We start from the raw sequence: 22,961 nt of genomic DNA on the forward strand, positions 1-22,961 counted from the left end.
AACCAATGAGCGAACACCTTACACAATTTTTGCATGATGAACATGAGGGGGCTGCTTCGTCCTATCTCTATGATATTGAGGGGCTTTTTCGGGGGGCCAAAATAGCCGTTGCGGATGATGAGGAACCCATCATTCACATTATGAAAGAATTTATGACAGACCTCGGCGCTGATTGCCGGGTCACAGTTGACCCAAGAGATATTATAGACTGGCTGCAGGAAGGCGATTTTGATTTAGTCTTATCTGACATTAACATGCCCCATTTGAGCGGAACGCAATTGGTTAGCGTCATCTCAAGTTTGCGGCCTTATACGCCTGTCGTGTTGATGACTGGCAAGCCCTCACTCGACAACACCATCAACGCCGTCAAGGTGGGCGCGTTTGATTTTTTGCTGAAACCATTTCATTTTGAAGAAGCCAAACTCTCTCTCGCCAAAGCGCTGCATTACCGCCGCTTGCGTTTAGACAACCTCCGCTATCAAACCGGTTTAGAAGATTTGGTTGAACAACGCACCAAAGAACTAAGCGAATTTCTTTTTCACTCAGTACAGTCATTGAGCAAAGCGTTGGAAGCGCGCGATCCATACACGCAGGGCCACGCGCAGCATGTATCAAATCTCGTGATTCGAATTGCGGATGAATTGGGCGTTCCTGAGGTCGAACACCAGTCGTTGCGATTGGCCGCTCAGTTGCATGATATTGGAAAGATCGGCGTTCCTGATTCGATTTTGTTGAAATCGGGCAGTTTAACCCCGCAAGAATACGCCATGATGAAAGAACACGTGAACATCGGCTATCAAATTCTTTCGCCGATTCCGATGTTGAAAGAAGTGGGAGAGTATGTGTATGAGCACCATGAGCGCTTTGACGGCAGCGGCTATCCCCGTGGACTCAAGGGGAGCGAGACCCATTTCAACAGCCGGATACTTATGGCGGCGGAAGTGTTAGATGCGTTGGCGACTGTGCGCTGTTATAAACCCGCCTGGAGCCAGAAGCAAATTGTTGAATTTTATCAAAAAGAAAAAGGGAAAACATTCGACCCGATTGTAACCGACGCTGTTCTCGATCTGGTTGATCGTGAAGGGGAAGAGTTTTACCGGAACCCCAACCAAGTCGTACAGCAGGCGCAAGCCACTTCGGCTTAATCCTTTAAGAACGCTTCTATTCGCTGCACTGCCGTCCGAAGATTTTTTAGCGACGACGCATACGAACAACGAATATATCCCTCGCCGCATTCTCCAAAGGCCGTCCCAGGAACGACCGCGATATTTTGTTCTTCTAGCAAGCGATGCGCAAATTCGTCAGAAGTCAGCCCCGTTTTTTGAATTGACGGGAACGCATAGAACGCCCCTTTTGGAGTAATGCAGTCGAGTCCGAGGCGGTTGAAGTGGTGGACGATAAAGCGCCGCCTCGCGTCGTATTCTTTTCTCATTTCTTCGACTTGTTCTGCGCCGTGTTTTAGCGCTTCGATTGCGGCAAACTGTGCGTTGGTTGACGCGCACATGATGGAGTATTGGTGGATTTTGTTCATTCCGTCGATGAGGTCGTCCGGCCCGGCGGCGAACCCCAAACGCCAGCCCGTCATCGCCCACGCTTTTGAAAAACCATGAATCAAGATGAGATTGTTTTTGAGTTCTGGAATTGACGCAAACGTGGGCGCTTCGCCTTCATAACTGAGCGGGTGATAAATTTCATCGCTGAGGAGAATGAGGTTCTTATCCAGCACGAATTGGGCGATCTCACGCATCTGCTCTTCGGATAAACCCGCCCCGGTCGGATTATTGGGGTAGTTGACGATGATGGCCTTGGTGCGTTCGGTGCAGGCGTCATTGAGTTGTTTCAAGTTCGGAACGAAACCGGTTTCCGCCGTGGTGGGGATGCGCACTGTTTTCCCGCCAGCGAACACTGCGAGCGGCGCATACGCGACGAAGGAGGGGTCGATGACGATGGCTTCGTCGCCAGGTTCTAAAATCGCCCGGAACGCAACGTCGATGGCTTCGCTTCCACCGGCGGTAATCACGATTTGGCTTTTAGGTGAATAGTCGGCGTGGTGTTTTTCTTTTAGATACAGCGCAATTTGGTCGCGCAATGCGGGAAGGCCGTTATTGGGCGAATAGGTGGTGCGTCCGGTTTCGATGGAGTTGATGCCTGCTTCGCAAATATGCCAGGGTGTGACGAAATCCGGCTCGCCCACGCCGAGCGAAATGACGCCGCTGCGCGCCATGACCAAGTCGAAAAATTTTCGGATTCCAGACGGCGGCATGGCCTGGACAACAGCATTCACGCGCTGTTGCGTCGTTGTGCAAGGTTGTTTCACGGTTTGTAGCGGGGTCGCGCTCATTTTATTCTTCATTTCTGCGTCGAGGCAGCGTATTGAACTATGGTGATACCGGGATTCGTTCTTGTTCGTTGTTTTCGACCAAAACGACGCCCAGTTCTTTATATTTCTTTAGCAAGAAGTGTGAAGAGGTTGAGCGAACATTGGGCAGCGTGGATAACTTGTTTGAGATAAAGTCCGCGATGTGCCTCATGCCGTCCGCTTCGATCAATACTAACAAGTCATAGCGGCCCGAAACCAGAAAGACGGTAGAGACTTCTGGAAACTTATAAATGCGTTCGGCGATTTTATCAAAGCCAAAGCTGCGCTCGGGTTGAACGGAAACTTCGATCAGGCAGGTGACTTTGTCCGCCGTCCGTTCTGGATTGACGATGGTTTTATAGGCGAGGATGACGCCTTCTTCTTCCATCGCTTCGACTTCTTTGGCGACGGTTAGTTCTTCTTCGTCAATCATTACGGCGATGTCGCTATGTGAAATGCGGGCATCGCGTTCGAGAGCGTCTAATATTTTTGTGCGTAATGGCATCAGCGTCCTCCCGGAAATTTATCTTACTATTCTATCGGCAATTGGGTCAGCCTTCAAAGTGGATCAGATTACGTTTTCCATTTTTCCACCCAAAACTATAAATTGTCCCCTCGTGGTTGTCGGCTTTGACAACCCGTTGATAGGTGTCGTGAATGTGGCCGTGGATGATGACGTCGATCCCCGTTGAAACGACCTGTTCATAAGCGCGTTGGGGGACTGCAAGGGTTGATTGCGTCTTGGACGCAACGATTTTTTCGCTGGCGTCCGCCATTCGCCGCACGGCTTTTTGTTTCCACGCCGAGGGCGCCCGGTCTGCGATGGCGCGTAAGGGCTTGCTGCGAATCACGCCTTTGAACAGCTGGTAGGCCCAATCGTTCCAACAGAGTTCATCCCCGTGGCCGATATAGACGGCGCGTCCCGCGAGGTCGATGACAGTCGGGTTGACCAAGACGTCCACCCAGGGTTGGCGGTCAAGGTAGTGAGACGCCAAAAAATCGCGGTTGCCTTCCAAAAAGAAAATCTGCATCCCATCCCGGGCCATGCCTTCTAGCCGTTTAAGAAAATGGGCGTAGCGGTCTTCGATAAAGGATGGGTCATTAATCCAATAGTGAAAAATGTCGCCGAGAAAAAATAGACGGTTGGCGCCTGCGGGCATTTCCTGGAAAAGCTGTTCGATTTCTTCATCGACGCCGCCGGGGTGATGTAGGTCTGCAAAAAAAACATTAATGTTTAAATCAGTCATTGGTCCGTTTTTGGGTAATGAAAAGAGCGGCCAACGGGCCGCTCTTTTTGAATACAATCATTTGGTTGTAAGGCAAGGGATGGCTTAGAAACCGCCGCCGAATCCACCACCACCGCCGCCGCCAAAGCCGCCGCCGCCGCCGCCAAAGCCACCACCACCGCCGCCGAATCCTCCGCCGCCAAAGCTCATACCGCCGCCGCCTTGCAGGCCGCCGACGCCGCCGCTGGAACTGCGCTCGAGTTTACGGCGCCGAAATTCTTCCAGGCGTTGGATGCGTTCTTGACGTTGTTGTTGATAGACTTCGTATTTTGCAAATACGCGCTGACGGTCGAGTGCACGTAAGCGGGCGCGTTGCCAGATGCGTTCATTGGCGCCGCGTTGCGGCATCCAACCCAGATATTCGCCTAAGGAAACTTGATCGGCGCCTTCAAAGTCGAGACCCAACTCGACGACAGGAATCATGACCAGCGCTCCCATGTCGGCAAAGCCTTGGCCTGCTTGCTGCTGTTTGAACTGGTAGTCGAGCATCTTGTCGACTTCTTCCTTGCTCAATGATTCGAGGCGGAAGTCTTGCGCCGTTGTTTTTGCGAATAGTTCGATTTGCTGGTCGGTCATTTCTTGAACACGTTTGATGATTGCGTCGCAGAAATCGACCATTTTTTGGTATTCAGGGTTTGAACCCGCCGCAGTTTCGTATTGTTGGCGGGCCAATTGAAACTGGCGGTTCATCAATGCCTGGAACCCCTGATTGGCGGATGCCTGCACCGAGTCGAAACTTCCAGACGCTTCGGTTGCCGTATCGACTGCTTGTGGGTCAGTTAAGCCATTATCTTGGGCCATAATGGGCGCAACTGCCAAGAGTGTAATCATAAATAAAGATGTAATCGTTAGTAAACGCATAGTGTTCCTCTTAATAGAAATGACTGGATAGCAAAATTCTCCCTCAAAGTAAGATTATAGTCAAAGGGCTTCATCACCGTCAAGTAACTAGTGTAACTTTAAAATTCTAAGCCGGTTATTAAATACACAGCAGCGTCTTTCTGACGAAGTCGTAAATTGCCAGGTCTTTATCCGGCCTGGGGAACTGCCTGAGCATCTCTAAATCCAGTATCAATGTTTCGGAGTCTTGGGGTTTTTGTTCAACCATCCCTGTCTCATCCAAGGTCTGTACCATCATCTCAGCGCGCTGCTGTTGCATCGATGGATGCAACTTCATCCATAAATTTGAATGCATCAGCAAAGCGACCAGGTTCTGTCGGGGAATATCCATCCGAGGCGCTGACGGTGGATTTGGGATGCAGTTGTTTAAAATGACTTGGATCGCCTGGAACTCTTTTGCCAGGGTTGGTTCGCCAAATGGCTCATTGAGGAACTCTTCGCGTAATTGATTGAGAATCGGTTCGATGTGTTCTTCGTTGATGGATTGGATTTCGCCGCTTGCCAATTTGATTAGGTGGACTTTGGCGAGCCGTTGTAGGATTTCAACGGTGATGTTGTCGGGTGTTTCTAATACCGATTTGAGTTGCTCGGTCATAATATTAAAGCGTTCCGATGGGTCGGACGACGCCTTGGCGCAGAGCGAAAGCAGCGGGCCGACTTTCATCCAGATGTGGGCGTTGTTCAGGTCGATTTGATGGGTGATTAATTTGTGGGTGTTGCGGAGCTTGTGGCAGAGCAACTTGAGGATCAGTTCGGCGATGTTGGGCGAGCGGCGGATGATGGTGCGCAAGCGGTGTTTGTTTAACGGAATCAATAACGAGTCTTCGGCGACGATGACGGTTGCTGAACGGGGGGCGTCATCTAAAATGGCCAGTTCGCCGACCAGGTCGCGCGCGCCAATTTCCGCAATGACCGTTGATTGTCCCGAAATTTCCGTCTCAACCATTAAGCGCCCTTCGACGACGAAATAGGCGCATTTGCCCAATTCGCCTTGGCGCATCAACACTGTGCCTTTACCTGCGCGAACCACATCGCGAGATAAATCGCCGAAACCCATATCTGGCATTGAATTGTCCTTGACGATCGGCCCGCCTGCGTTTGACAAGCGCTTCGAAGGTTTACTTTATTTTTTTTCAACTACCGCCGCGCAAATTAAAATATGAAATCTGCGCCTTCTATTATGATACCCAACCCTCAAGGGCAATTCAAAGGCAAGTTTACCGATTCGCCTATTTCATCGCAGAATAAATTTTTCTGGAAAAATCCCTTGCATCCTGGCATGGCAAGAGATAGTATATATGTGAATACGATGCTTTTCTGAATTCTTATCTCACCCCACGTCTGGTATAGAGTCTTCCACACGAATCTTATAAGTATGGTTCTGTTCCTGGCGAATGCGTTTTCCTGTCGAGATGAGTTATTAATAAACGAGAATAGGTAAATCCAACAAAAATCATTTCAATGCCCATTCGCCAACAGTCTATTTCGGCGCTAATTTTGGCAAATCCATAGGTAAGACGATCCTAAAACTTGAAAATATGAGCAAGGTATTTCTTGTAGACGGCAGCTCGGTATTTTTCCGCTCATTTCACGCCATCCGCGACCTTCGACGTTCTGATGGTGCGCCGACCAATGCGGTTTATGGCTATGTGATGACGTTGCGGAACCTATTGAGCGAACATAATCCCGACAGCGTGGTGGTCGCATTTGACCTCCCCGGGCCGACCTATCGCGTTGAGATGTACCCGGACTACAAAGCGAACCGCGAAGCGCCGCCCGAAGATCTCGTCGCGCAAATTCCCCTCATAAAAGACGTGACAAAATTGATGGGGCTGAACCAAGTCGAAGCGGAAGGTTTTGAAGCCGATGATCTGTTGGGCGCGATGGCGGTTTGGCTCAAAGAACACGGGCGCGAATCGGTCATTGTGTCGGGCGACAAGGATTTGATGCAGTTGGTTAACGATAACGTTTCAATGTTGCGGCTGACTCCAATGAAAAATCAACCCAACAAAATTTATAACCCCGCCGACGTGAAAGAACGCTACGGCGTTGAACCGGAGCAGTTGGTGCAGGTGTTTGCATTGATGGGAGACTCCATCGACAATATACCCGGCGTGGCGGGCATCGGTGAAAAAACCGCCGTGAGTTTGATTCAAGAATTCGGCGACCTTGAAACGCTGTACGATAATCTAGATAAGGTCAAAGGCAAAAAACGGGTCGAGAACCTAATCAACGATAAAGAGAAAGCCTTTCTCTCCCGCGACCTCTTCCGAATCGACCAAACTCCTCCCACAAAATTCGACGATGAATTATTTAACTTTCAAACCATTGATCGTGACGCGCTGCACCAGTTTTTTACGGAGATGGAATTCCGTACGTTTGCGAAAGAGTATGCGCCGGAACTCGCGAAGGAATCGCCCGCTGATCTTGATTATCAAACGGTCGATACCCTGGACGGGCTGAAAGCCGTTGTGGAAGCCGTGAAAAAGAACGGCGCCTGCGCGGTCGATACAGAGACCACTTCGCTGGAAGTATTGGATGCGAAGATCGTCGGATTGGCTTTTTCCATCGGGCCGCAACAAGGGTGGTATATTCCGCTTCGGCATGACCAGGGAACCAACCTCGACCTTGAAAGTGCGCGCCCGCTATTGAAGGAAATTCTTGAGAACCCGTCGGTCCGCTTGTTTGCTCACCATTTTAAATACGACTATCACATTCTCAGAAATGAAGGATTCAATATCGCCAATCTTGCGGGCGATACGTTGGTTGCGTCTTACCTGGCGCAAACAGATCGACAGTCGCATAAACTCGACGCGCTGGCCGAAACCCTGGCGGGCATGCGCATGACGCCTATCACTGCATTGATCGGCGAAGGCAAAGAGCAAAAGTCGATGACGGAAGTCGAAATCGAAATCGCTTCGCCGTATGCGTGTGAAGACGTTGATGCGTGTTGGCGGCTCAACCAATGGTTTGAGCCTCAACTGGAAAAAGAGGGAATGACGCGCCTCTACGGCGAGATCGAAGTTCCGCTCATTCGCGCATTGGCTGAGATGGAGCGGCGCGGCGTATGCGTTGATCCCCATGTGTTGGAAGGACAGTCCAACGAACTCGCTGGTGAGATGCACGTGTTGGAAGAACGGATATTTGAATCCGTCGGGAAGCGATTCAATCTTAACTCCCCTTCGCAATTAGCGGAAATCCTCTATGATGATTTACGACTTTTGAAAGGACGCAAGCGCACGACGCGCGCAGACGTGCTTGAAAAGTTGGCCGCCGAGGGCGTCGAAGTCGCGCAGGATATTCTCGACTATCGTCATCGCCAGAAGATTAAATCCACTTATCTCGATTCATTGGCAAAATTAATTCGCCCGGATACGGGCCGCGTTCACACAACATTCAATCAAGCGGTGGTAAATACTGGTCGAATTTCAAGCAGCGATCCTAATTTGCAAAATATTCCCATTCGGACAGATTTAGGCCGCCGCGTACGCCGGGCCTTTGTGGCAAAAGCGGGCTGGCAATTGGCGTCGCTGGATTATTCTCAAATTGAATTGCGCATCTTGGCGCACCGCTCAAAAGACCCCGGCTTGTTAAGCGCCTTTGCCGCCGGAGAAGATATTCACCGCCGGACGGCCGCAGACGTGTTTTCCGTCGGACTCGATGATGTGACTTCCGACATGCGCCGCAAAGCGAAGGAAATTAATTTCGGCTTGAATTATGGGATGTCGTCGTATGGATTGGCGCGCCGATTGAAAATCTCAGATGAAGAAGCGGCGACGTATATTGAAACCTATTTTTCGCGGTATCCATTAGTCCAGCGTTATATGGACGAAACCGTAGAATTTGCGCAACAACATTTATATGTCGAAACCATTTTTGGACGGCGGGTCCCTACATCGGGCGTCCGCGACGCTAACCGGATGCGGCGCGACAATGCGCGACGGGCGGCGATCAACGGCCCCATCCAAGGCTCAGCGGCGGATTTATTGAAATTGGCGATGGTGCATGTGTATCAAGAATTTAAAGACCGCGCGGATGAAGTTGCATTGCTGATGACCGTTCATGATGAATTGGTCTTGGAAGCGCGGGAAGACATTGTTGACGAAGTGACCCAGCGGTGTCGGGAGTTGATGGAGTCGGCCATGTCGTTTGACGTTCCGATTCCTGTTGAGTGTTCAATCGGGCCGGATTGGGCGGCGTTGAAATGAACCAAACCAGCGCTCCAAACAAATCGTTGAGCCAATTGGCGCGCACAAGCCAAGCGCCGCGCCGATGCGTATTGGGTTTGACTGGAAACCCCGGCGCAGGCAAGAGTGTTGCGGCGAAATGCTTCGAGAAGTACGGCGCCAAAGTTCTCAACGCCGATCAGGCGGGACACAAACTGCTACATGCAACTTCACCCGTTTTCGAGCAATTGCTTTCTGTTTTTGGACGCGACATTCTTGATGAATCCGGCGGGATTGTCCGCCAAAAACTTGGAGAGATTGTCTTTGCGTCGCCGGAAAAATTAGAACAACTGAACGAAATTGTGCATCCACACATTCAGGCGGAATTATACGGCCAGGTGGAATTGTTTCGCAGCAGTGATGAAGACGGGCCGTTAGTGATCGACGCCGCCTTGATATTTGAATGGGGCAATGAACCACGCTTTGACGGCGTGATTGTAATTGCCGCTTCGACTGACAGAAGAAGAAAGCGTTTCATTGAAGCGCGGGGCGATGCGGGCCAAAACTTTGATCAGCGTGAAGCCGCCCAATTGCCGCAAGAAGAAAAAATCAAACGGGCCGACGTGGTGTTTTGGAACGAAGGCTCGGTCAACAATCTAGACCAACAAATACGAATGTTTATACAAACGTAAGGAAATTAAAGAGAGAGCAAAACGATGGAAACAAAGACCCCAGGCCGACGGCCCAGAACCTCCAACCGTACCAACCAGGACAACAAAGGCAACTCAGGAAACTCCACTGGATGGCGCGGCGAGCGCAAAGAGCGGTTTGACCGCCCCAATAATCAGCGCTCAGACCGATACGTAACCCCAACGCCCAGCCACGCCGAAAACAATGAAGCCACGCCGGGAAAACACGCCCATTTGGAAATGGAGAAGTTGAAGAAACTCACCATTTCCGACCTCACAAAAATGGCGAACGAGATGTCGATCGAGGGCGTCAGCGGCCTGCGCAAACAAGAACTCATCTACAAAATTCTTGAACACGCGGCGCAAGACGAAAAAGACAACGGCGAAATGGAAGGCTCCGGCGTATTGGAAGCCTTGCCCGAAGGCTTCGGCTTTTTGCGCAGCGCGGACTATTGCTATCTGCCCGGGCCTGACGACATTTATGTGTCGCCGTCGCAAATCCGCCGCTTTGGCTTACGCAAAGGCGATACCGTCACGGGCGTGATTCGTCCGCCCAAAGATGGAGAGCGCTACTTCGCTTTATTAAAAGTGAAAACCATCAACTACGAGCCGCCCGAAGCAGCGAAAAATAAAATTCTCTATGATAACTTGACGCCGCTGTTCCCGACCGAGCGGTTGAAAATGGAATATCATAAAGACCGGATGTCGTCGCGCATCATCGAACTGGTGACGCCGATGGGCAAAGGCCAACGCGCGTTGATCGTGGCGCCGCCCAACTCCGGTAAGACGATGTTGCTTCAGGAAATTGCCAACAGTCTGACCAAAAACAATCCTGAAATTACCATGATTGTTTTGCTCATCGACGAACGCCCTGAAGAAGTGACCGAAATGAAGCGCACCGTCGAAGGCGAAGTGATTTCGTCGACGTTCGATGAGCCGCCCGAACGCCACATTCAAGTTGCGGAAATGGTCATCGAAAAAGCCAAGCGTTTGGTTGAATACCGCCACGACGTGGTTATCCTTCTCGACTCGATTACCCGTCTGGCGCGCGCTTATAACCAAACCGCGCCGCACAGCGGAAAGATTCTTTCTGGTGGTATTGATTCGAGCGCGTTGATTCCGCCCAAGCGCTTTTTCGGCGCGGCGCGAAACATTGAAGAAGGCGGCAGCCTCTCAATTCTCGCAACGGCGTTGATCGACACCGGCAGCCGGATGGACGACGTTATCTACGAAGAATTTAAAGGCACTGGCAACCTCGAACTTCACTTAGATCGTAAACTGGCCGAACGCCGTATCTACCCGGCCATTGATATCAACCGTTCCAAAACGCGTAAGGAAGAATTGCTTTTGGACCCCGCCGATCTGGAACGCGTCTGGCTGTTGCGTAAGGTGCTCAATGAAATGAACGCCAGCGAAGCGGTCGAGTTGTTATTGCAGCGGATGAAGAAAACCAAGAACAACCAGGAATTTCTCGAAACGCTTCATCAGACCAAGTTGTAAAGCGGACAGGCTGCCTGCCGGATGAACGGAACGCCAGATAACCCACGCAGCGCATTACGCCAATTGATTGCGTATGTGCTGCGGTATCGCTTGCCTTTCGCGTTTGCTGTGGCCGCCAGCGCCTTGGTGTCAATCACCAGCGCGGCGTCATTGGCGATGTTAAAGCCGATGACGGAAGCGGTGTTCGGCATCGAACACAACGTGGACAACTGGCTGGGGCAAGCGCTGGCGCCGATCTATAACTTGATCGCGCATTTCGCCGAAGGCAATCCGCTGGGCGCTTTAATTATTATATGTCTGGTGTTTTTCGGCATCACCGTGGTGCGCAGCGTGCTGCGTTTTTCGCAAGTGTATACCACCCATTGGATCGGCAACCGGGTCATCCTCGATCTGCAACACGAACTCTACGACAAGATGACGGGGTATCATTCCGCTTACTTCGCCCGTCACCCGATTGGCGGGCTGTTGTCGTATTACACCGCAGACATCCGTCTGATCGGCATTAATATTTTCAACGCTTTTAGCCAACTGTTGTTAGACCCGCTGACGGTGATTGTGTTGTTGGCGTTTTTGTTGATGCTGCAATGGCAATTGACCTTGGCCTATGCGCTGATGGCGCCCGCTCTGGTTTTGACCGTCCGTTTTTTTGCCCGCAAAAATCGCCGCGCCAGCCGTGACGCCCAAGACGCGTTGGAAAGCATCGGGGCGTTTCTGCAAGACCACTTTAGACTGATTCGCGTTGTACAAGCCTATGGAATGCAAGGCGCGCAACGTCGTCGTTTAGAGGTGGGAACCCACGCAAATTTCAGCGCCATGATGCGCAAGGTGAAAGCATTCGGCCTTTCTTCGCCATTGAATGAACTGATCGGCGTCGCAGCGGTCTGCGTGATTCTTATGTTGGGCGGCTATGTGATTTTTGTTCAACAAAGCATGGACAGAACGAGTTTTATTGTTTTTCTCGGCGTATTAATTTCGCTTTATCAGCCGATTCGCCGCATAGAGCGTTCCATTCAGGAAATGCAGCACGGCCTCGCCGCCGCCGAGCGGGTGTTTGAGGCGCTGCATGAAAATGCAACCTTGCCGGAAGACAACGCGGCTTCAAGGGTAGAGCGGTTTGAGAAATCTATCACATTTGAAAACGTCGGCTTTGCCTATGACGGCGAACGAAAGGTCTTAGACGCCGTTTCGTTCGCTGCGAAACGTGGAGAGACAACAGCGTTTGTCGGGCCGAGCGGCGCAGGCAAGACCACGTTGGTGAATCTCGTTCCACGATTTTATGACCCGACGGAAGGGCGCATTCTATTTGACGGCGCCGACCTGCGTTCGTTCGATTTACTATCGCTGCGTTCGATGATCGCGTACGTTCCGCAAGAGCAAGCGGTGTTTTCATCGACCGTGTGGGACAACATCACCTGCGGTGTTGAAGGCGCGACCCCGGAGGCGGTTGAGTCTGCGGCGAAGGCCGCGTTTGCGCATGAATTTATTAATGAATTGCCCAACGGCTATCAAACCGTGATCGGCGGCGAAGACGGCGCCGCGTTTTCAGGCGGGCAGTGCCAGCGCATCGCAATTGCGCGGGCGTTTTTTCGTGACGCCCCAATTTTGATTTTGGATGAAGCGACCTCTGCGCTGGATAGCGAATCGGAACAGCGGGTGAAACGCTCGCTTGACCAATTGATGCAGGGGCGTACGGTGTTTGTGATTGCGCACCGCCTTTCGACCATTTTGCAAGCGGACCGCATCGTGGTGATGGACGCGGGGCGCATCGTTGATTCAGGGACGCACGGCGAATTATTAAAATCCTGTGCGCTCTATCAGCGCTTGTATGAATTGCAATTTCAAAATAGTGAAGTAAAAACTACGTCTGAACTCAATCCTGCAGAATGAAACAATGGCTGATTGTCGTCTTGTTGCTCGCCGTGCACGTCGCGTTGTTGTGGCACAGCGCAAGCCGCAAGTCTGCCACCGTTGACGAACTCAGCCACCTCGCTGGCGGCTTATACGCCGTATCGACGGGCGACTTTCGCATTACCCGCGTAGACCCGCCTTTTCAAAACGTCTTCTGTGCAATCTTCGCCGCTTCGTTGTGTGAATACAAACTTGACTTCGAGAATGAAAGTTGGAACAAGGGCATCTGGAACGGTTCCGGCGACCGTTTGCTTGAGGCCAATCCCGATCATATTCATGAATTGCTGATGGCGGGGCGGCTTGGCAGTATGGTTCTTTCTTGCGCTCTGTGCTTACTAATATTTCTTTGGGCAAAAGACCTCTGGGGATGTCGCCCGGCGCTATGCGTGTTAGCGCTGACGGTGATTGAGCCAAACCTGTTGGCGCATGGAAAACTCATCACCACCGATGCGGGGACGATATTCTTCTACACGCTGACGGGGTATCTGTGTTGGCGCTTTTATCAAAAGCCAAATTGGATATTGCTGATTGGCATCGGCGCGGCGGCTGCTGGAGCGTGGCTCAGTAAACATTCCGGCTTGTTGTTATTTCCCGCGCTGTTTGTTGTCTTTCTCACGCTGCCGATCCCTTCGATTATTAGAATGCCTGATTATTGCAAGCAATTTTCACGCGTGATGCAAAAGACGCTGACGTCGATTGGAATGCTGATCGTGATTAGCATCGCGGGATTTTTCACGATATGGGCGGGGTACGGTTTTGAAGTCGGCGATTCGATTCCAGATCGTTTACCCAAAGACAGCGAACTGTGGAGCGAAGCCAGTACGCCGTTATTGTACGGGTCGTATATTTTGGGATTGGAAAATCGCATTCAGTTTGATCCCGAAAATCCGAATGACCCATTTTGGATATTCTTGTCGAATTACACGCCTGCATTCAGCCATTGGGAAGGCTTCTTCGCCACGCGGCTGATCTTGCGGCAAGGGCACCTGGGCTACCTATTGGGGCGGTTTTCATACACGGGCTTTGTCTATTACTATCCGGTATTGTTCTTGATAAAAACGCCTTTACCGCTGTTGTTCATTATTGCATTCGGCGCGTTTTTGTTGGTGCGAAAAAAAATCCAGATTGACCGCAATGCATTAACAATCATGCTGGTTATTCCCAGCGTGTATTTGTTGATTCTAATGTTTTTCAACACGGCGGCGATTGGTTATCGTCATGCGCTACCGTTGTTGCCATACTTGCTGATCTTGTGCGGCGGCGCGGCGGCGTCATATATATTCAAGATTAAAAAAATCCAATGGAGCGCAGCGTTTTTTGTTCTGCTTGCGTGGTGTGTAATCGAAACACTGACGACGCATCCGCATTACATTTCGTATTTCAATACGTTAACGGGCGGTTCAGAACAAGGGCGGCATTACGCGGTTGATTCAAATTTAGACTGGGGGCAGGATTTGATCTTGCTCAAAGAATATATCGACGAACATGACTTAGGCGAACCGTATTTATTTTATTTTGGCCCCAAGTCATTGCCTGAGGCGTACGGCGTTCCACACAGAATATTAAAAGACGCAGGAACCTTGCCGCCGGGAACCTACATCATCAGCGCGACGTTTTTGCAGGGCGTGGGCGCAGGCGCCTGGATGCAGCCGCTCGAAATCTTCCGCCGCCGCAAACCAGACGCCTACATCACGCCTGCGTTATTGCTTTATCAAAAGAAATACTAATTCAGGCTTCGAGTGTGTCTCTCTTTGTTTTGGTACGGGCTTACCGCATAGGCGCTCAGTGAGACGCCCCGAAGCCTGATACTATTGATACGATGGGTTGTATTTTCCTCGTTCCGCGAAGCCGCCTAGTTGAGGGCGCATTCCCCCAAAACGCGGATAACTCTCATACGCGTCGCCTTTGCCTTTGACGCGGGGATCGTTGCCTTTCTCTAATTGTTGCAGCAATTCCGACCAGAGTTGATTTTTGGTCGCGGCGAGTTGCGGCTGATCGGCGAGGTTGTTTAAACAGCCTGGGTCGCGTCGAATATCAAACAATTGCTCCGGCGGGTTCTTGCCATACGAATGCTCAAACAGTGGTTGGATGTGTTCTTCTTCGCGGTGTTCGATCAGATAGGATTTGCTAGGGCTGTCGTCAATGTCATGGTAACCCGGCGGGTCGCCCGCCAACACGCGATCCGATTTGAAATTTCGAATATAAAGCCATTTGTCGGTGCGAATACAGCGGGCGGGGTAGGCCCAGTTGTCGAAGCGCGAGTGCGAATGGCGTTCGCGTCCGGCAACAATGCGGGTGCGGTCAGGATCGACTTGACCGGAGCGGTTTGAAGTTAACACGTCAAGAAAACTGCGCCCCATCACGCCGTTGGGAATCTTAACGCCCGCCGCTTCGAGTATGGTGGGCGCATAGTCAATGAACGGAACAAAATCATCAATGGTTCTTCCGCCTTTCATGCCGTCGGGCCAGCGGATCGCCAGCGGCATGTGGATGCCGTATTCATACAGAGTTGCTTTGGCGCCAGGGAAGGGCATTCCATTGTCGCTGGTGACGATGACGATGGTGTTGTCGAGTTCTCCGCGCTCTTTGAGTAGATTAAGCATTCGCATTAAATGCGCGTCAAACCATTCGATCTCATGGGCGTAATCTAACAGGTCGCCGCGAATGACGCCGTTGTCAGGCAAGAACGGCGGGACGCTGGCGTCTGATAATTGCTTGCCTGATTCTTGCCCGACGCCCTGTTGATAAACGCGATGCGGTTCGTAACATCCATACCAGAAATAGAAAGGCGCGTTGTCGGGTTTTTCTTTTAGGAACGCTTCGAAATTGGCGGCGTAATCGAGTTTGTTGATTCCCTGAGGCGCATCGTTGATGCGCAGTTGTGAGAATTGCTCGCCGCCGGGGTTGCGCGGACGCCCGGCGTCTTGCCAATTGCCCGGCCCCCAGGCTTTGCCTGTATAGCCGATGCAGTAGCCCGCCTGTTCGAGCAGGTCTGGATACACCGTCCATTTTTTTGGAAAGTAACTGCTATGCGTTCCCGCTTCGTCCAGGCTCCAGATGGGACGCCCGGTAAGGATTGATGCGCGGTTGGGTGAGCATTGCGGCGCCGAGGCGAAGGCGTTGCTGAACAAGCAGCCCTCGCGCGCGACCCAGTCAAACGCAGGCGTGTTGACCATACGCGATCCATAGGCGCCTGCATGAGGCCACGACTGATCGTCAGACATCGCAAATAAAATATTGGGGCGCTGTTTTGAATGGCTGGTTTGAATGATCGGCCCGCACAGAGCGGCTGCGCTTGTTTTTAAAAATGTCCGGCGTTTCATCGCGTCTCTCCGATAGTTTCAATAGTCAATTGATTCAATAAGGGTATTGATAGCATATTTGTTTATGTTTTTCGAGCGCTTGTTTGGCTTGACCGTTTTGTGAATGTGCAATTTAGTAAAACGCATATCAAATCATGATGACAAAGAGGAAGTATGAACTACGAAAAAGAACGACAGGTCGCGCTGGATGCGGTGTGCGCGGCGTCGCGGTTGTGCCAGCGCGTCCAACAAACCCTGGTCACCGGAGAAACCCTGACGAAGAAAGACCGCTCGCCCGTCACCGTGGCTGACTTCGGTTCGCAGGCGGTCGCGTCGTTGCGGCTGTTGGCGGCGTTTCCTGATATTCCAATCGTTGGTGAAGAAGATGCGGGCGATTTGCGGAAGGATGAGAACACTGTATTGAGGCAGCGCGTGTTGGAATGTGCGGCGCCCGAAGCCAACGGCGCCAGCGAAGAGGAGATTCTCGCCGTGATCGATAAAGGCAACGCGGCGGGCGGCGCCAGCGGGCGCTTTTGGACGATTGACCCCATCGACGGCACAAAAGGCTTTCTGCGCGCGGAACAATACGCGGTTGCGCTCGCGTTGATCGAAGACGGCGAAGTTGTCTTGGGCGTTTTAGGGTGCCCGAATTTACCCGTTGATCCGAAGCAACCTGACGGAGACAAGGGATGTATGTTTGTCGGCGTCAAAGGCTGCGGCGCAGTGCAGATGACTTTAAATCAAACGGATGAAACGCCGATACGCGTGTCTGATATTTCTGATCCTGGCTCTGCGTCATTCGTTGAGTCGGTTGAATCCGGCCATACATCGCACGGCCATGCGCAGCAAATCGCCGGGCGCCTGGGGGTGGTGAATCCACCCGTACGGATGGACAGCCAGTGCAAGTACGCTGCGGTGGCGCGCGGCGAAGCGTCGATCTATTTGCGCCTGCCCAGCCGTGCGAATTACGTCGAAAAAATATGGGACCACGCGGCGGGCGTGATCGTCATTCAAGAGGCGGGCGGCGTGGTGAGCGACGTCAACGGCAAGCCACTCGATTTTTCGCAAGGCCGGGGGCTTGAATCCAACCAAGGCGTCGTGGCCAGTAATGGGAAATTTCAAAGCAAAATCGTCGATGCTGTGAAAGACGTATTCAGTAATCGTTAATTCAGCATCTGCTGTTTTCTCCAGCAGGCGCCAGTCCAGTCGATGGGGTGGATTTCGGCGGTGATGTTATTGGCGTCGCGGAAATCTTCAACGGCGGTTTTGCAGGCGGACACGGCGCCGTAGTCGTCGACGATGACGAACCCGCCCGGCGCTAGTTTTTTATACAACGCTTCAAGCGCCTCCCAGGTGGATTGATACATATCGCCGTCTAAACGTAACAGCGCCAGCTGCTCAATCGGCGCATCCGGCAGGGTCTCTTGAAACCAGCCCTGCAAGAACCGTACGCCGTCATCCAGTAATCCATACCGCTTGAAATTGGTTTTGACTTCATCCAACGAAACCGCTAACTCCGGCGCGGCGAAATGCTGATCGCCCTCATCAAGCGGGTAGCGCTGTGCGTCGGGCTTCGGCAGCCCCTCGAATGAATCCGCCGCCCAGACGGTGCGCGGCAGGTTGTGGGCTTTCATATACGCCCGCATGAAAATCGAAGCGCCGCCGCGCCACACGCCGGTCTCGATCACGTCGCCGGGGATGCTTTCCGCTCGGATTATATCAAGACATTCATGCAGGTGGTCGAGGCGCTTGCGTCCGATCATGGTGTGCGCAAACTGCGGCCAGTCGCGGCCTTCATGTCGTAATGAAGGATCAAACGCCTGCTCAACGCCGCCGGTGATGGAACCGTCTTGGTAGAGTTCGCCCAACAGGCAGCGCTTGAGTAAGTCTAGGTAGAGTTCAGTTGCGGTCGTCATATTAATTAGGCCGTCTTCTTTGCGCCTGCGTCTTTCACGTCAAGTACGTCGCGCAGGCCTTCCCCCAAAAGATTAAACGCCAACACGGTCAGCGCCAACGCAGCGCCAGGGAAGATCGACGCCCACGGCGCTACGCGAATTGCTTGCGAGGCGAAATTAATCATGCCGCCCCAGCTGGGTGTCGGCGGTTGCGCGCCCAAGCCGAGAAACGATAAGCCTGCTTCCGCCATGATCGCTTGGGCAAGCCCCATTGTCCACCAGATCAGCGCGGGCGCATAACTGTTGGGGATGATGTGGCGCACAATGATATTGAAATCTGACGCGCCGTACGCGCGCGCGGCGTTAACGAATTCGCGCTCTTTTACCACCATCACTTGCGAGCGGATCAATCGCGCCGCGCCCGCCCACATGACCAGGCTCAACGAAACAAATACCGCCAGAATGCCGCTTGGGAAAATCACCGCAATGGAAATCACTAATAGCAAAAACGGAAACGCCAGGGTAATATCGACAAAGCGTTGTAGAATCATATCCACCTTGCCGCCATAAAAGCCTGACAAACAACCGACGATCATACCGATCAACAAACTGAAGGTCCGCGTGGTGACGCCGACGCCAAGCGAGATGCGCGCGCCGTAGACCACCCGCGAAAAAATGTCGCGGCCCACTTCATCGGCGCCAAACCAATGCTGCCAGGAGGGCGGCTGATAGTAGGCGTCGAGGTCAATTTCATTGGGATGATAGGGGCTGACCAACGGCGCGAAGATTGCGATCAACACCAACGCAAGCGCGATGCCGCCGCCGACAATAATATAAGGATGCCGCAATGCTTTTCTCATTCGTAGCGTATCCTTGGGTCGAGATAGGCGTATAACAAATCGACCAACAGGTTAATCGCCAGAAAGATCACCGCGAAGAATAATACCGCCCCATTGATGACCGGATAGTCGCGTTGCGAGATGGCAATGACAACATGGCGGCCTAATCCTGGCCAGGAAAAAACTTTTTCGGTCAATACGGAACCCGACAGATAACTGGCGAAGTCAACGCCGATAATGGTGATAACGGGAATCACCGCGTTCGCGAAAGCATGTTTGCTGATGACCTTCCACGGCGCGAGGCCTTTTGCATACGCGGTGCGCAGGTAATCTTCGCGCAAGACTTCGAGCATGGTCGCCCGGGTCATGCGCGCCAACAGCGCGACCGACTGCGTACCCAGCGCAATGGCGGGCAATACCAGATAGCGCCAACTGCCGTCGCCGTAGCCGGACGGCGGAAGTAGTTGCAGTTGTACGCTGACGAAATACATCAGCAGCAATCCCAGCCAAAATACTGGCGTCGAAATTCCCAACATCGAAAGCACCATCGCGGTGCGGTCATACCACGAGTTTGGAAGCAGGGCGGAAACAAGCCCCGCCGATACGCCTAAAATTATGGCGACGATCATCGCCGCTGCTGCAAGTTTGAAGGTATAAGGGAAACGCTCCGCGATGATTTCCGTCACCGGACGATGGCTGTCATACGACAGACCCAAGTCGCCGCGCAACAAGTTCGCCAAATATTTTCCATATTGAACATACAGAGGTTGGTCGAAGCCGTATTTCTCGGCAATCATTTGTTTCTGCTCTTCGGTGGCGCGTTGTCCGGCCATGGCGTCAGCAGGATCGCCCGGCGCAAGGCGGCTTAAAAAAAACGCAATCGTAATCACGCCGAACAAGACCGGCAGCATCAACAACAGGCGGCGAAAAATGTATGACGTCATTGCGTTTCGCCCTCCGGTAAAACAATGTGTTCAGTAAGATAACGGACGCCATTAAAAATTAACGGCGGTTTGTATCCTTTAACATACGGGTGTTGCACGGTGTATTGGGTGCGATGCCAGAGAAATAGCGCGGGCGCTTTCTGGTATAATTCGTTATTGGCGCGTTCGAGCATGGCGACCCGTTTGGTTGCGTCGAGTTCAATGCGGGAGGCTTCGATGAGCGCGTCCATTTCGGGATCGTTCAAGAAGGTGAAGTTGCTTTGCCCACTCTGCGACGAATGAAAAAGCGGATACAAAAAATTATCGCCGTCGGGATAGTCGGCGTACCAACTGCGATAGGCCGCATCAAATTTGCCTTCGCGCAGCGCCTGTCGATAGGTCGCCCATTCTAATTGTTGAACGCGGGCGTTGACGCCGGCGCGTTTCCATAACGCTTGTAAGACTTCGCCGGTCGCGCGGGTAAAGCCTTCGCGTTCAGGAAACACCAGCAATAACTCGCGATCAAATAAACCTGCATCGCGTAAAATATTTTTGGCTTCATCCTGCGTAATTGCAAAAAGCGTTCTCGTCTTGGCGCCGCCGGGTAGGCTGGAAGGGATCGGCCCGCCGCTAGGGATGCCTGCGCCGAAGCGTACGCATTGTAGCACTTTTTCGGTATCAACCAGCGAGACCAATGCGCGGCGCACTGCGGGGTCATCGAACGGTGGTTTCGAACAATTGAACAACACCATATCAGTGTTGAGTTGCGGCGCGGGTTTCACGTAAGGCTCCCAGTTTTTGTCGGTCGTCCAGCGGGGAATTTCCGCATCCGGCAACTCTTCGACGATGGTGAGATTTCCAGTTTCAAATTCTGCGACCGCTGTGAAATGGTTGGGAATCACGCGATAGATAAATTTCGCCATTTTCGGCTGCTGCAGCCAATAATGTTGATTGTGTTCAAACACGATATGGCGGTCATGCAACCATTCAACCATGCGCCAGGGGCCGCCGCCGACCGGGTGCGTTCCAAAGGGGATGTTTTCACGCTCGCAGCGTTCGATTTCTTCTTTTGGAAGTATCGAGCCGACTGGCATGGCGAGCTGCCCGATGAACGGCGCGAAAGGTCCGCTTAACGTAAGTCGCAACGTGTGCGTATCAATGGCCTGCATGGTTTCGATTGGCTCAAGCGCCCAGCGGTTGGGCGCGGCGGTTTCTTTCGATAAGGCGCGTTCAAACGAATAGATCACGTCGTCGGCGGTGATGGGGCGTCCGGTTGAGAACTTCGCGTTTGGGTTCAGGTGAAAAGTGTAAGTTGTCCCGTCATCTGATATCGTCCAGGATTGCGCCAAGTCAGGAACGATCTCGGCGTCGCGATTGAAGTGGACTAGATTGCAGAACAACATTCCAATCAAGCGTCCATCGGCGACGCCCCAAGAGCGATGGGGGTCGAGCGTAGGTGGATCAAAAATGTCAAAGGTAATTAACGTATCGGGGTCTTTGAGGGCGACGTAAAACGCGCCATTGTTATCGCCGCAATTTGTGGTGATTAAACAAAGAAGACTTATGATAAGGCTGCGAAAGTTTGCTTTCATCGTTGCGCCTTATGCTGTTTGTGAATGGTCATCTGCCAGTATCCGGTCGAGCAGTAATGCGCTGATTGTTGAGGTGAGCGCGCCTGCGGGCACCCAGACGGTCCAGTGGAAGCCTGCGAATGAAACCGAGACGACAGCGACCACGCCAACGATCATACCAATTGTCACTGCGCGTTGGCTTCGCATCGGCGTAAAGATGCCCAAGACAAACGCCGCCAGTAAACTGCCGAATGTGTAACTGGGGATGCTGAGCGCCAGGTCGAGAATATTCTCTTGCAAGGTGCTCGAAATCAGCGCGATGCCGATCAGGACGATCATCCATAAGACGGTGAATGCGCGTGAAAGTAAAACCAGTTTGGAATCGCACAATTCTTCTTTCAACGAAGGGATGACAAAGTCGGTGATGGTGGTGGATGAAAGCGAATTCAGCGCGGAGGCGGTGCTTGACATGGCGGCGGACAGTATCGCCGCCAACACGAACGCGCCTGCCGCTGGGGGCATGACATCCACGGCGAAGAAGGGCAATATCTCGTTGGCTTTGGTCACGCCTTCCGGCAGTGCGCCGTCGTAAAAACGGTTGAGCATGACGCCGACGAAAAGTAGAAAACTAAACAATACAAATACCACGCCGCCGCTGAGCACCATCGCCCATTGTGCGCTGCGCAGGTTGCGGCATGAAAGCAGGCGCTGGACTAGATCTTGATCGGCGCCGTGAGAGGCGAGGTTCAAACAGAAGCCGCCGATTAGCCCGAGTAGAAAACCTTTGCCGCTCCAATCCCAATGGAAAACGGTGAATTTCCCGGCGCTTGAGCCGTATTCTATTATCGTCGGCAGCCCGCCGGGAATGGTGTTCAGGATATAAAAACAAACAAACAATCCGCCCAACATCATCACGGCGAATTGGATCACTTCCGTCCAGATGACGGCGGCGAGGCCGCCCATGACGGAGTACAAAACAGCGATGATTCCAGTGATAATGATCGCAGTGGTTACGTCCCATCCGGTCATGGCTTGAATGACGACCGCTGCGGCGAAGTGCCGTACGCCCGCCGCCATGGCGCGGGTGATAAAGAAAAACACGCCGGACGTTTTTTGCACTTCCTTACCGAAACGGCGGCCTAAGAATTGATAGATGGTGACGATTTCGTGTTCAAAGAACTTCGGTAGGAAAAAGTACGACAATACAAAACGCGAAAGGATATACCCCATCACCACTTGCAGAAACCAGAAGTCGCCGCCTTCGACGAACGCCTGCGCAGGCGCGCCGATGAAAGTCACCGCGCTGGTTTCGGTCGCGACGATCGCCGCCAGCGCCGCCCAGGTAGGCATGCTTCGCCCTGCGACGAAAAAATCCTGAATCGACGATTGGCGGCGCGAACACCATACGCCAATGGCGATTAATACGGCGAGATAAATAAAGAGAATCAAATATCCGGTGGTTGTCATAGGTTCGGTGTACAAGTGCGGAATTTGCGCCACTAAGCATACTTCGCACTTGCTTGAGTTCCAACCCGAAATCATCTGGATTCATCAAAGAATTGTAGATTCAATACAATGTAAAATGATTAAATTGTAAGATTGGCGATTATCATTCCAATTCAA

The 22,961-nt window shown here is 52.3% G+C and carries 18 protein-coding genes; 7 read left to right on the plus strand and 11 right to left on the minus strand.

The window, feature by feature from the left end; genetic code table 11:
- Positions 1-5: 5 nt before the first annotated feature.
- Positions 6-1,145 (plus strand): response regulator, encoded by a 1,140-nt coding sequence (locus tag P9L94_15510; GenBank protein ID MDP8245491.1) that lies wholly within the window; start codon positions 6-8, stop codon positions 1,143-1,145.
- Here the strand turns inward: P9L94_15510 and P9L94_15515 are convergent.
- The 5 genes from P9L94_15515 to P9L94_15535 form a co-directional block, all read right to left on the minus strand.
- The gene (locus P9L94_15515; GenBank protein ID MDP8245492.1) at positions 1,142-2,341 is read right to left on the minus strand and encodes an aminotransferase class I/II-fold pyridoxal phosphate-dependent enzyme; all 1,200 of its coding nucleotides are present in this window, start codon (positions 2,339-2,341) and stop codon (positions 1,142-1,144) included. The genes P9L94_15510 and P9L94_15515 overlap by 4 nt on opposite strands.
- A 37-nt stretch (positions 2,342-2,378) precedes the next feature.
- The gene (locus P9L94_15520) at positions 2,379-2,864 is read right to left on the minus strand and encodes an Lrp/AsnC family transcriptional regulator (GenBank protein MDP8245493.1); all 486 of its coding nucleotides are present in this window, start codon (positions 2,862-2,864) and stop codon (positions 2,379-2,381) included.
- A gap of 46 nt (positions 2,865-2,910) precedes the next feature.
- Positions 2,911-3,606: a metallophosphoesterase gene (locus P9L94_15525; protein ID MDP8245494.1), complete on the minus strand. Its 696-nt coding sequence runs from the start codon at positions 3,604-3,606 to the stop codon at positions 2,911-2,913.
- Between the two features lie 84 nt (positions 3,607-3,690).
- Complete coding sequence (locus tag P9L94_15530) at positions 3,691-4,506, minus strand: hypothetical protein (protein MDP8245495.1); 816 nt, start codon at positions 4,504-4,506, stop codon at positions 3,691-3,693.
- Between the two features lie 118 nt (positions 4,507-4,624).
- Positions 4,625-5,611 (minus strand): cyclic nucleotide-binding domain-containing protein, encoded by a 987-nt coding sequence (locus P9L94_15535; protein ID MDP8245496.1) that lies wholly within the window; start codon positions 5,609-5,611, stop codon positions 4,625-4,627.
- A gap of 472 nt (positions 5,612-6,083) precedes the next feature.
- On the opposite strand from P9L94_15535, the gene polA reads away from it, so the two are divergent.
- From polA to P9L94_15560, 5 genes are all read left to right on the plus strand, one after another.
- Positions 6,084-8,753 carry a DNA polymerase I gene (gene polA / locus P9L94_15540; protein MDP8245497.1) on the plus strand — a complete coding sequence of 890 codons (2,670 nt, stop codon included), beginning with the start codon at positions 6,084-6,086 and terminating at the stop codon, positions 8,751-8,753.
- Positions 8,750-9,403 carry a dephospho-CoA kinase gene (coaE, locus tag P9L94_15545; protein ID MDP8245498.1) on the plus strand — a complete coding sequence of 218 codons (654 nt, stop codon included), beginning with the start codon at positions 8,750-8,752 and terminating at the stop codon, positions 9,401-9,403. Before polA ends, coaE begins: the two co-directional genes overlap by 4 nt.
- A 231-nt stretch (positions 9,404-9,634) precedes the next feature.
- Positions 9,635-10,900, plus strand: a complete 1,266-nt coding sequence (gene rho / locus P9L94_15550) for a transcription termination factor Rho (protein MDP8245499.1) — start codon at positions 9,635-9,637, stop codon at positions 10,898-10,900.
- A 21-nt stretch (positions 10,901-10,921) separates the two neighbouring features.
- On the plus strand, positions 10,922-12,787 hold the full coding sequence (locus P9L94_15555) for an ABC transporter ATP-binding protein (protein ID MDP8245500.1): 1,866 nt from the start codon (positions 10,922-10,924) through the stop codon (positions 12,785-12,787).
- Complete coding sequence (locus P9L94_15560) at positions 12,784-14,535, plus strand: glycosyltransferase family 39 protein (GenBank protein MDP8245501.1); 1,752 nt, start codon at positions 12,784-12,786, stop codon at positions 14,533-14,535. The genes P9L94_15555 and P9L94_15560 overlap by 4 nt, the downstream gene beginning before the upstream one ends.
- 81 nt (positions 14,536-14,616) lie before the next feature.
- On the opposite strand, the gene P9L94_15565 is transcribed toward P9L94_15560, so the two are convergent.
- The gene (locus P9L94_15565; GenBank protein ID MDP8245502.1) at positions 14,617-16,131 is read right to left on the minus strand and encodes a sulfatase; all 1,515 of its coding nucleotides are present in this window, start codon (positions 16,129-16,131) and stop codon (positions 14,617-14,619) included.
- Between the two features lie 153 nt (positions 16,132-16,284).
- Here P9L94_15565 and P9L94_15570 point away from each other — a divergent pair, with 153 nt between their 5' ends.
- Positions 16,285-17,277 (plus strand): 3'(2'),5'-bisphosphate nucleotidase, encoded by a 993-nt coding sequence (locus P9L94_15570; GenBank protein MDP8245503.1) that lies wholly within the window; start codon positions 16,285-16,287, stop codon positions 17,275-17,277.
- Here P9L94_15570 and P9L94_15575 read toward each other — a convergent pair.
- Genes P9L94_15575 through P9L94_15595 form a run of 5 tightly spaced genes read right to left on the minus strand, consistent with a single transcriptional unit; the run spans position 17,274 to position 22,838 of the window.
- Positions 17,274-18,026 (minus strand): TylF/MycF family methyltransferase, encoded by a 753-nt coding sequence (locus tag P9L94_15575; GenBank protein ID MDP8245504.1) that lies wholly within the window; start codon positions 18,024-18,026, stop codon positions 17,274-17,276. The two genes, P9L94_15570 and P9L94_15575, sit on opposite strands and share 4 nt — an antisense overlap.
- A gap of 5 nt (positions 18,027-18,031) precedes the next feature.
- Positions 18,032-18,865: an ABC transporter permease gene (locus tag P9L94_15580; protein MDP8245505.1), complete on the minus strand. Its 834-nt coding sequence runs from the start codon at positions 18,863-18,865 to the stop codon at positions 18,032-18,034.
- Positions 18,862-19,788 carry an ABC transporter permease gene (locus tag P9L94_15585; protein MDP8245506.1) on the minus strand — a complete coding sequence of 309 codons (927 nt, stop codon included), beginning with the start codon at positions 19,786-19,788 and terminating at the stop codon, positions 18,862-18,864. The genes P9L94_15580 and P9L94_15585 overlap by 4 nt, the downstream gene beginning before the upstream one ends.
- Positions 19,785-21,359: an ABC transporter substrate-binding protein gene (locus tag P9L94_15590; protein MDP8245507.1), complete on the minus strand. Its 1,575-nt coding sequence runs from the start codon at positions 21,357-21,359 to the stop codon at positions 19,785-19,787. Before P9L94_15590 ends, P9L94_15585 begins: the two co-directional genes overlap by 4 nt.
- A 9-nt stretch (positions 21,360-21,368) precedes the next feature.
- The gene (locus P9L94_15595; GenBank protein MDP8245508.1) at positions 21,369-22,838 is read right to left on the minus strand and encodes a sodium/solute symporter; all 1,470 of its coding nucleotides are present in this window, start codon (positions 22,836-22,838) and stop codon (positions 21,369-21,371) included.
- Positions 22,839-22,961: the final 123 nt, after the last annotated feature.

It is taken from the genome of Candidatus Hinthialibacter antarcticus (assembly GCA_030765645.1).
GTDB classification, from domain to species: domain Bacteria; phylum Hinthialibacterota; class Hinthialibacteria; order Hinthialibacterales; family Hinthialibacteraceae; genus Hinthialibacter; species Hinthialibacter antarcticus.

Bases quoted from the DNA above. Each gene is read 5' to 3' on its own strand.
- P9L94_15510 (MDP8245491.1), top strand. From the start codon at position 6: ATGAGCGAACACCTTACACAATTTTTGCATGATGAACATGAGGGGGCT.
- P9L94_15515 (MDP8245492.1), bottom strand. From the start codon at position 2,341: ATGAGCGCGACCCCGCTACAAACCGTGAAACAACCTTGCACAACGACG.
- P9L94_15520 (MDP8245493.1), bottom strand. From the start codon at position 2,864: ATGCCATTACGCACAAAAATATTAGACGCTCTCGAACGCGATGCCCGC.
- P9L94_15525 (MDP8245494.1), bottom strand. From the start codon at position 3,606: ATGACTGATTTAAACATTAATGTTTTTTTTGCAGACCTACATCACCCC.
- P9L94_15530 (MDP8245495.1), bottom strand. From the start codon at position 4,506: ATGCGTTTACTAACGATTACATCTTTATTTATGATTACACTCTTGGCA.
- P9L94_15535 (MDP8245496.1), bottom strand. From the start codon at position 5,611: ATGCCAGATATGGGTTTCGGCGATTTATCTCGCGATGTGGTTCGCGCA.
- polA (MDP8245497.1), top strand. From the start codon at position 6,084: ATGAGCAAGGTATTTCTTGTAGACGGCAGCTCGGTATTTTTCCGCTCA.
- coaE (MDP8245498.1), top strand. From the start codon at position 8,750: ATGAACCAAACCAGCGCTCCAAACAAATCGTTGAGCCAATTGGCGCGC.
- P9L94_15555 (MDP8245500.1), top strand. From the start codon at position 10,922: ATGAACGGAACGCCAGATAACCCACGCAGCGCATTACGCCAATTGATT.
- P9L94_15560 (MDP8245501.1), top strand. From the start codon at position 12,784: ATGAAACAATGGCTGATTGTCGTCTTGTTGCTCGCCGTGCACGTCGCG.
- P9L94_15565 (MDP8245502.1), bottom strand. From the start codon at position 16,131: ATGAAACGCCGGACATTTTTAAAAACAAGCGCAGCCGCTCTGTGCGGG.
- P9L94_15570 (MDP8245503.1), top strand. From the start codon at position 16,285: ATGAACTACGAAAAAGAACGACAGGTCGCGCTGGATGCGGTGTGCGCG.
- P9L94_15575 (MDP8245504.1), bottom strand. From the start codon at position 18,026: ATGACGACCGCAACTGAACTCTACCTAGACTTACTCAAGCGCTGCCTG.
- P9L94_15580 (MDP8245505.1), bottom strand. From the start codon at position 18,865: ATGAGAAAAGCATTGCGGCATCCTTATATTATTGTCGGCGGCGGCATC.
- P9L94_15585 (MDP8245506.1), bottom strand. From the start codon at position 19,788: ATGACGTCATACATTTTTCGCCGCCTGTTGTTGATGCTGCCGGTCTTG.
- P9L94_15590 (MDP8245507.1), bottom strand. From the start codon at position 21,359: ATGAAAGCAAACTTTCGCAGCCTTATCATAAGTCTTCTTTGTTTAATC.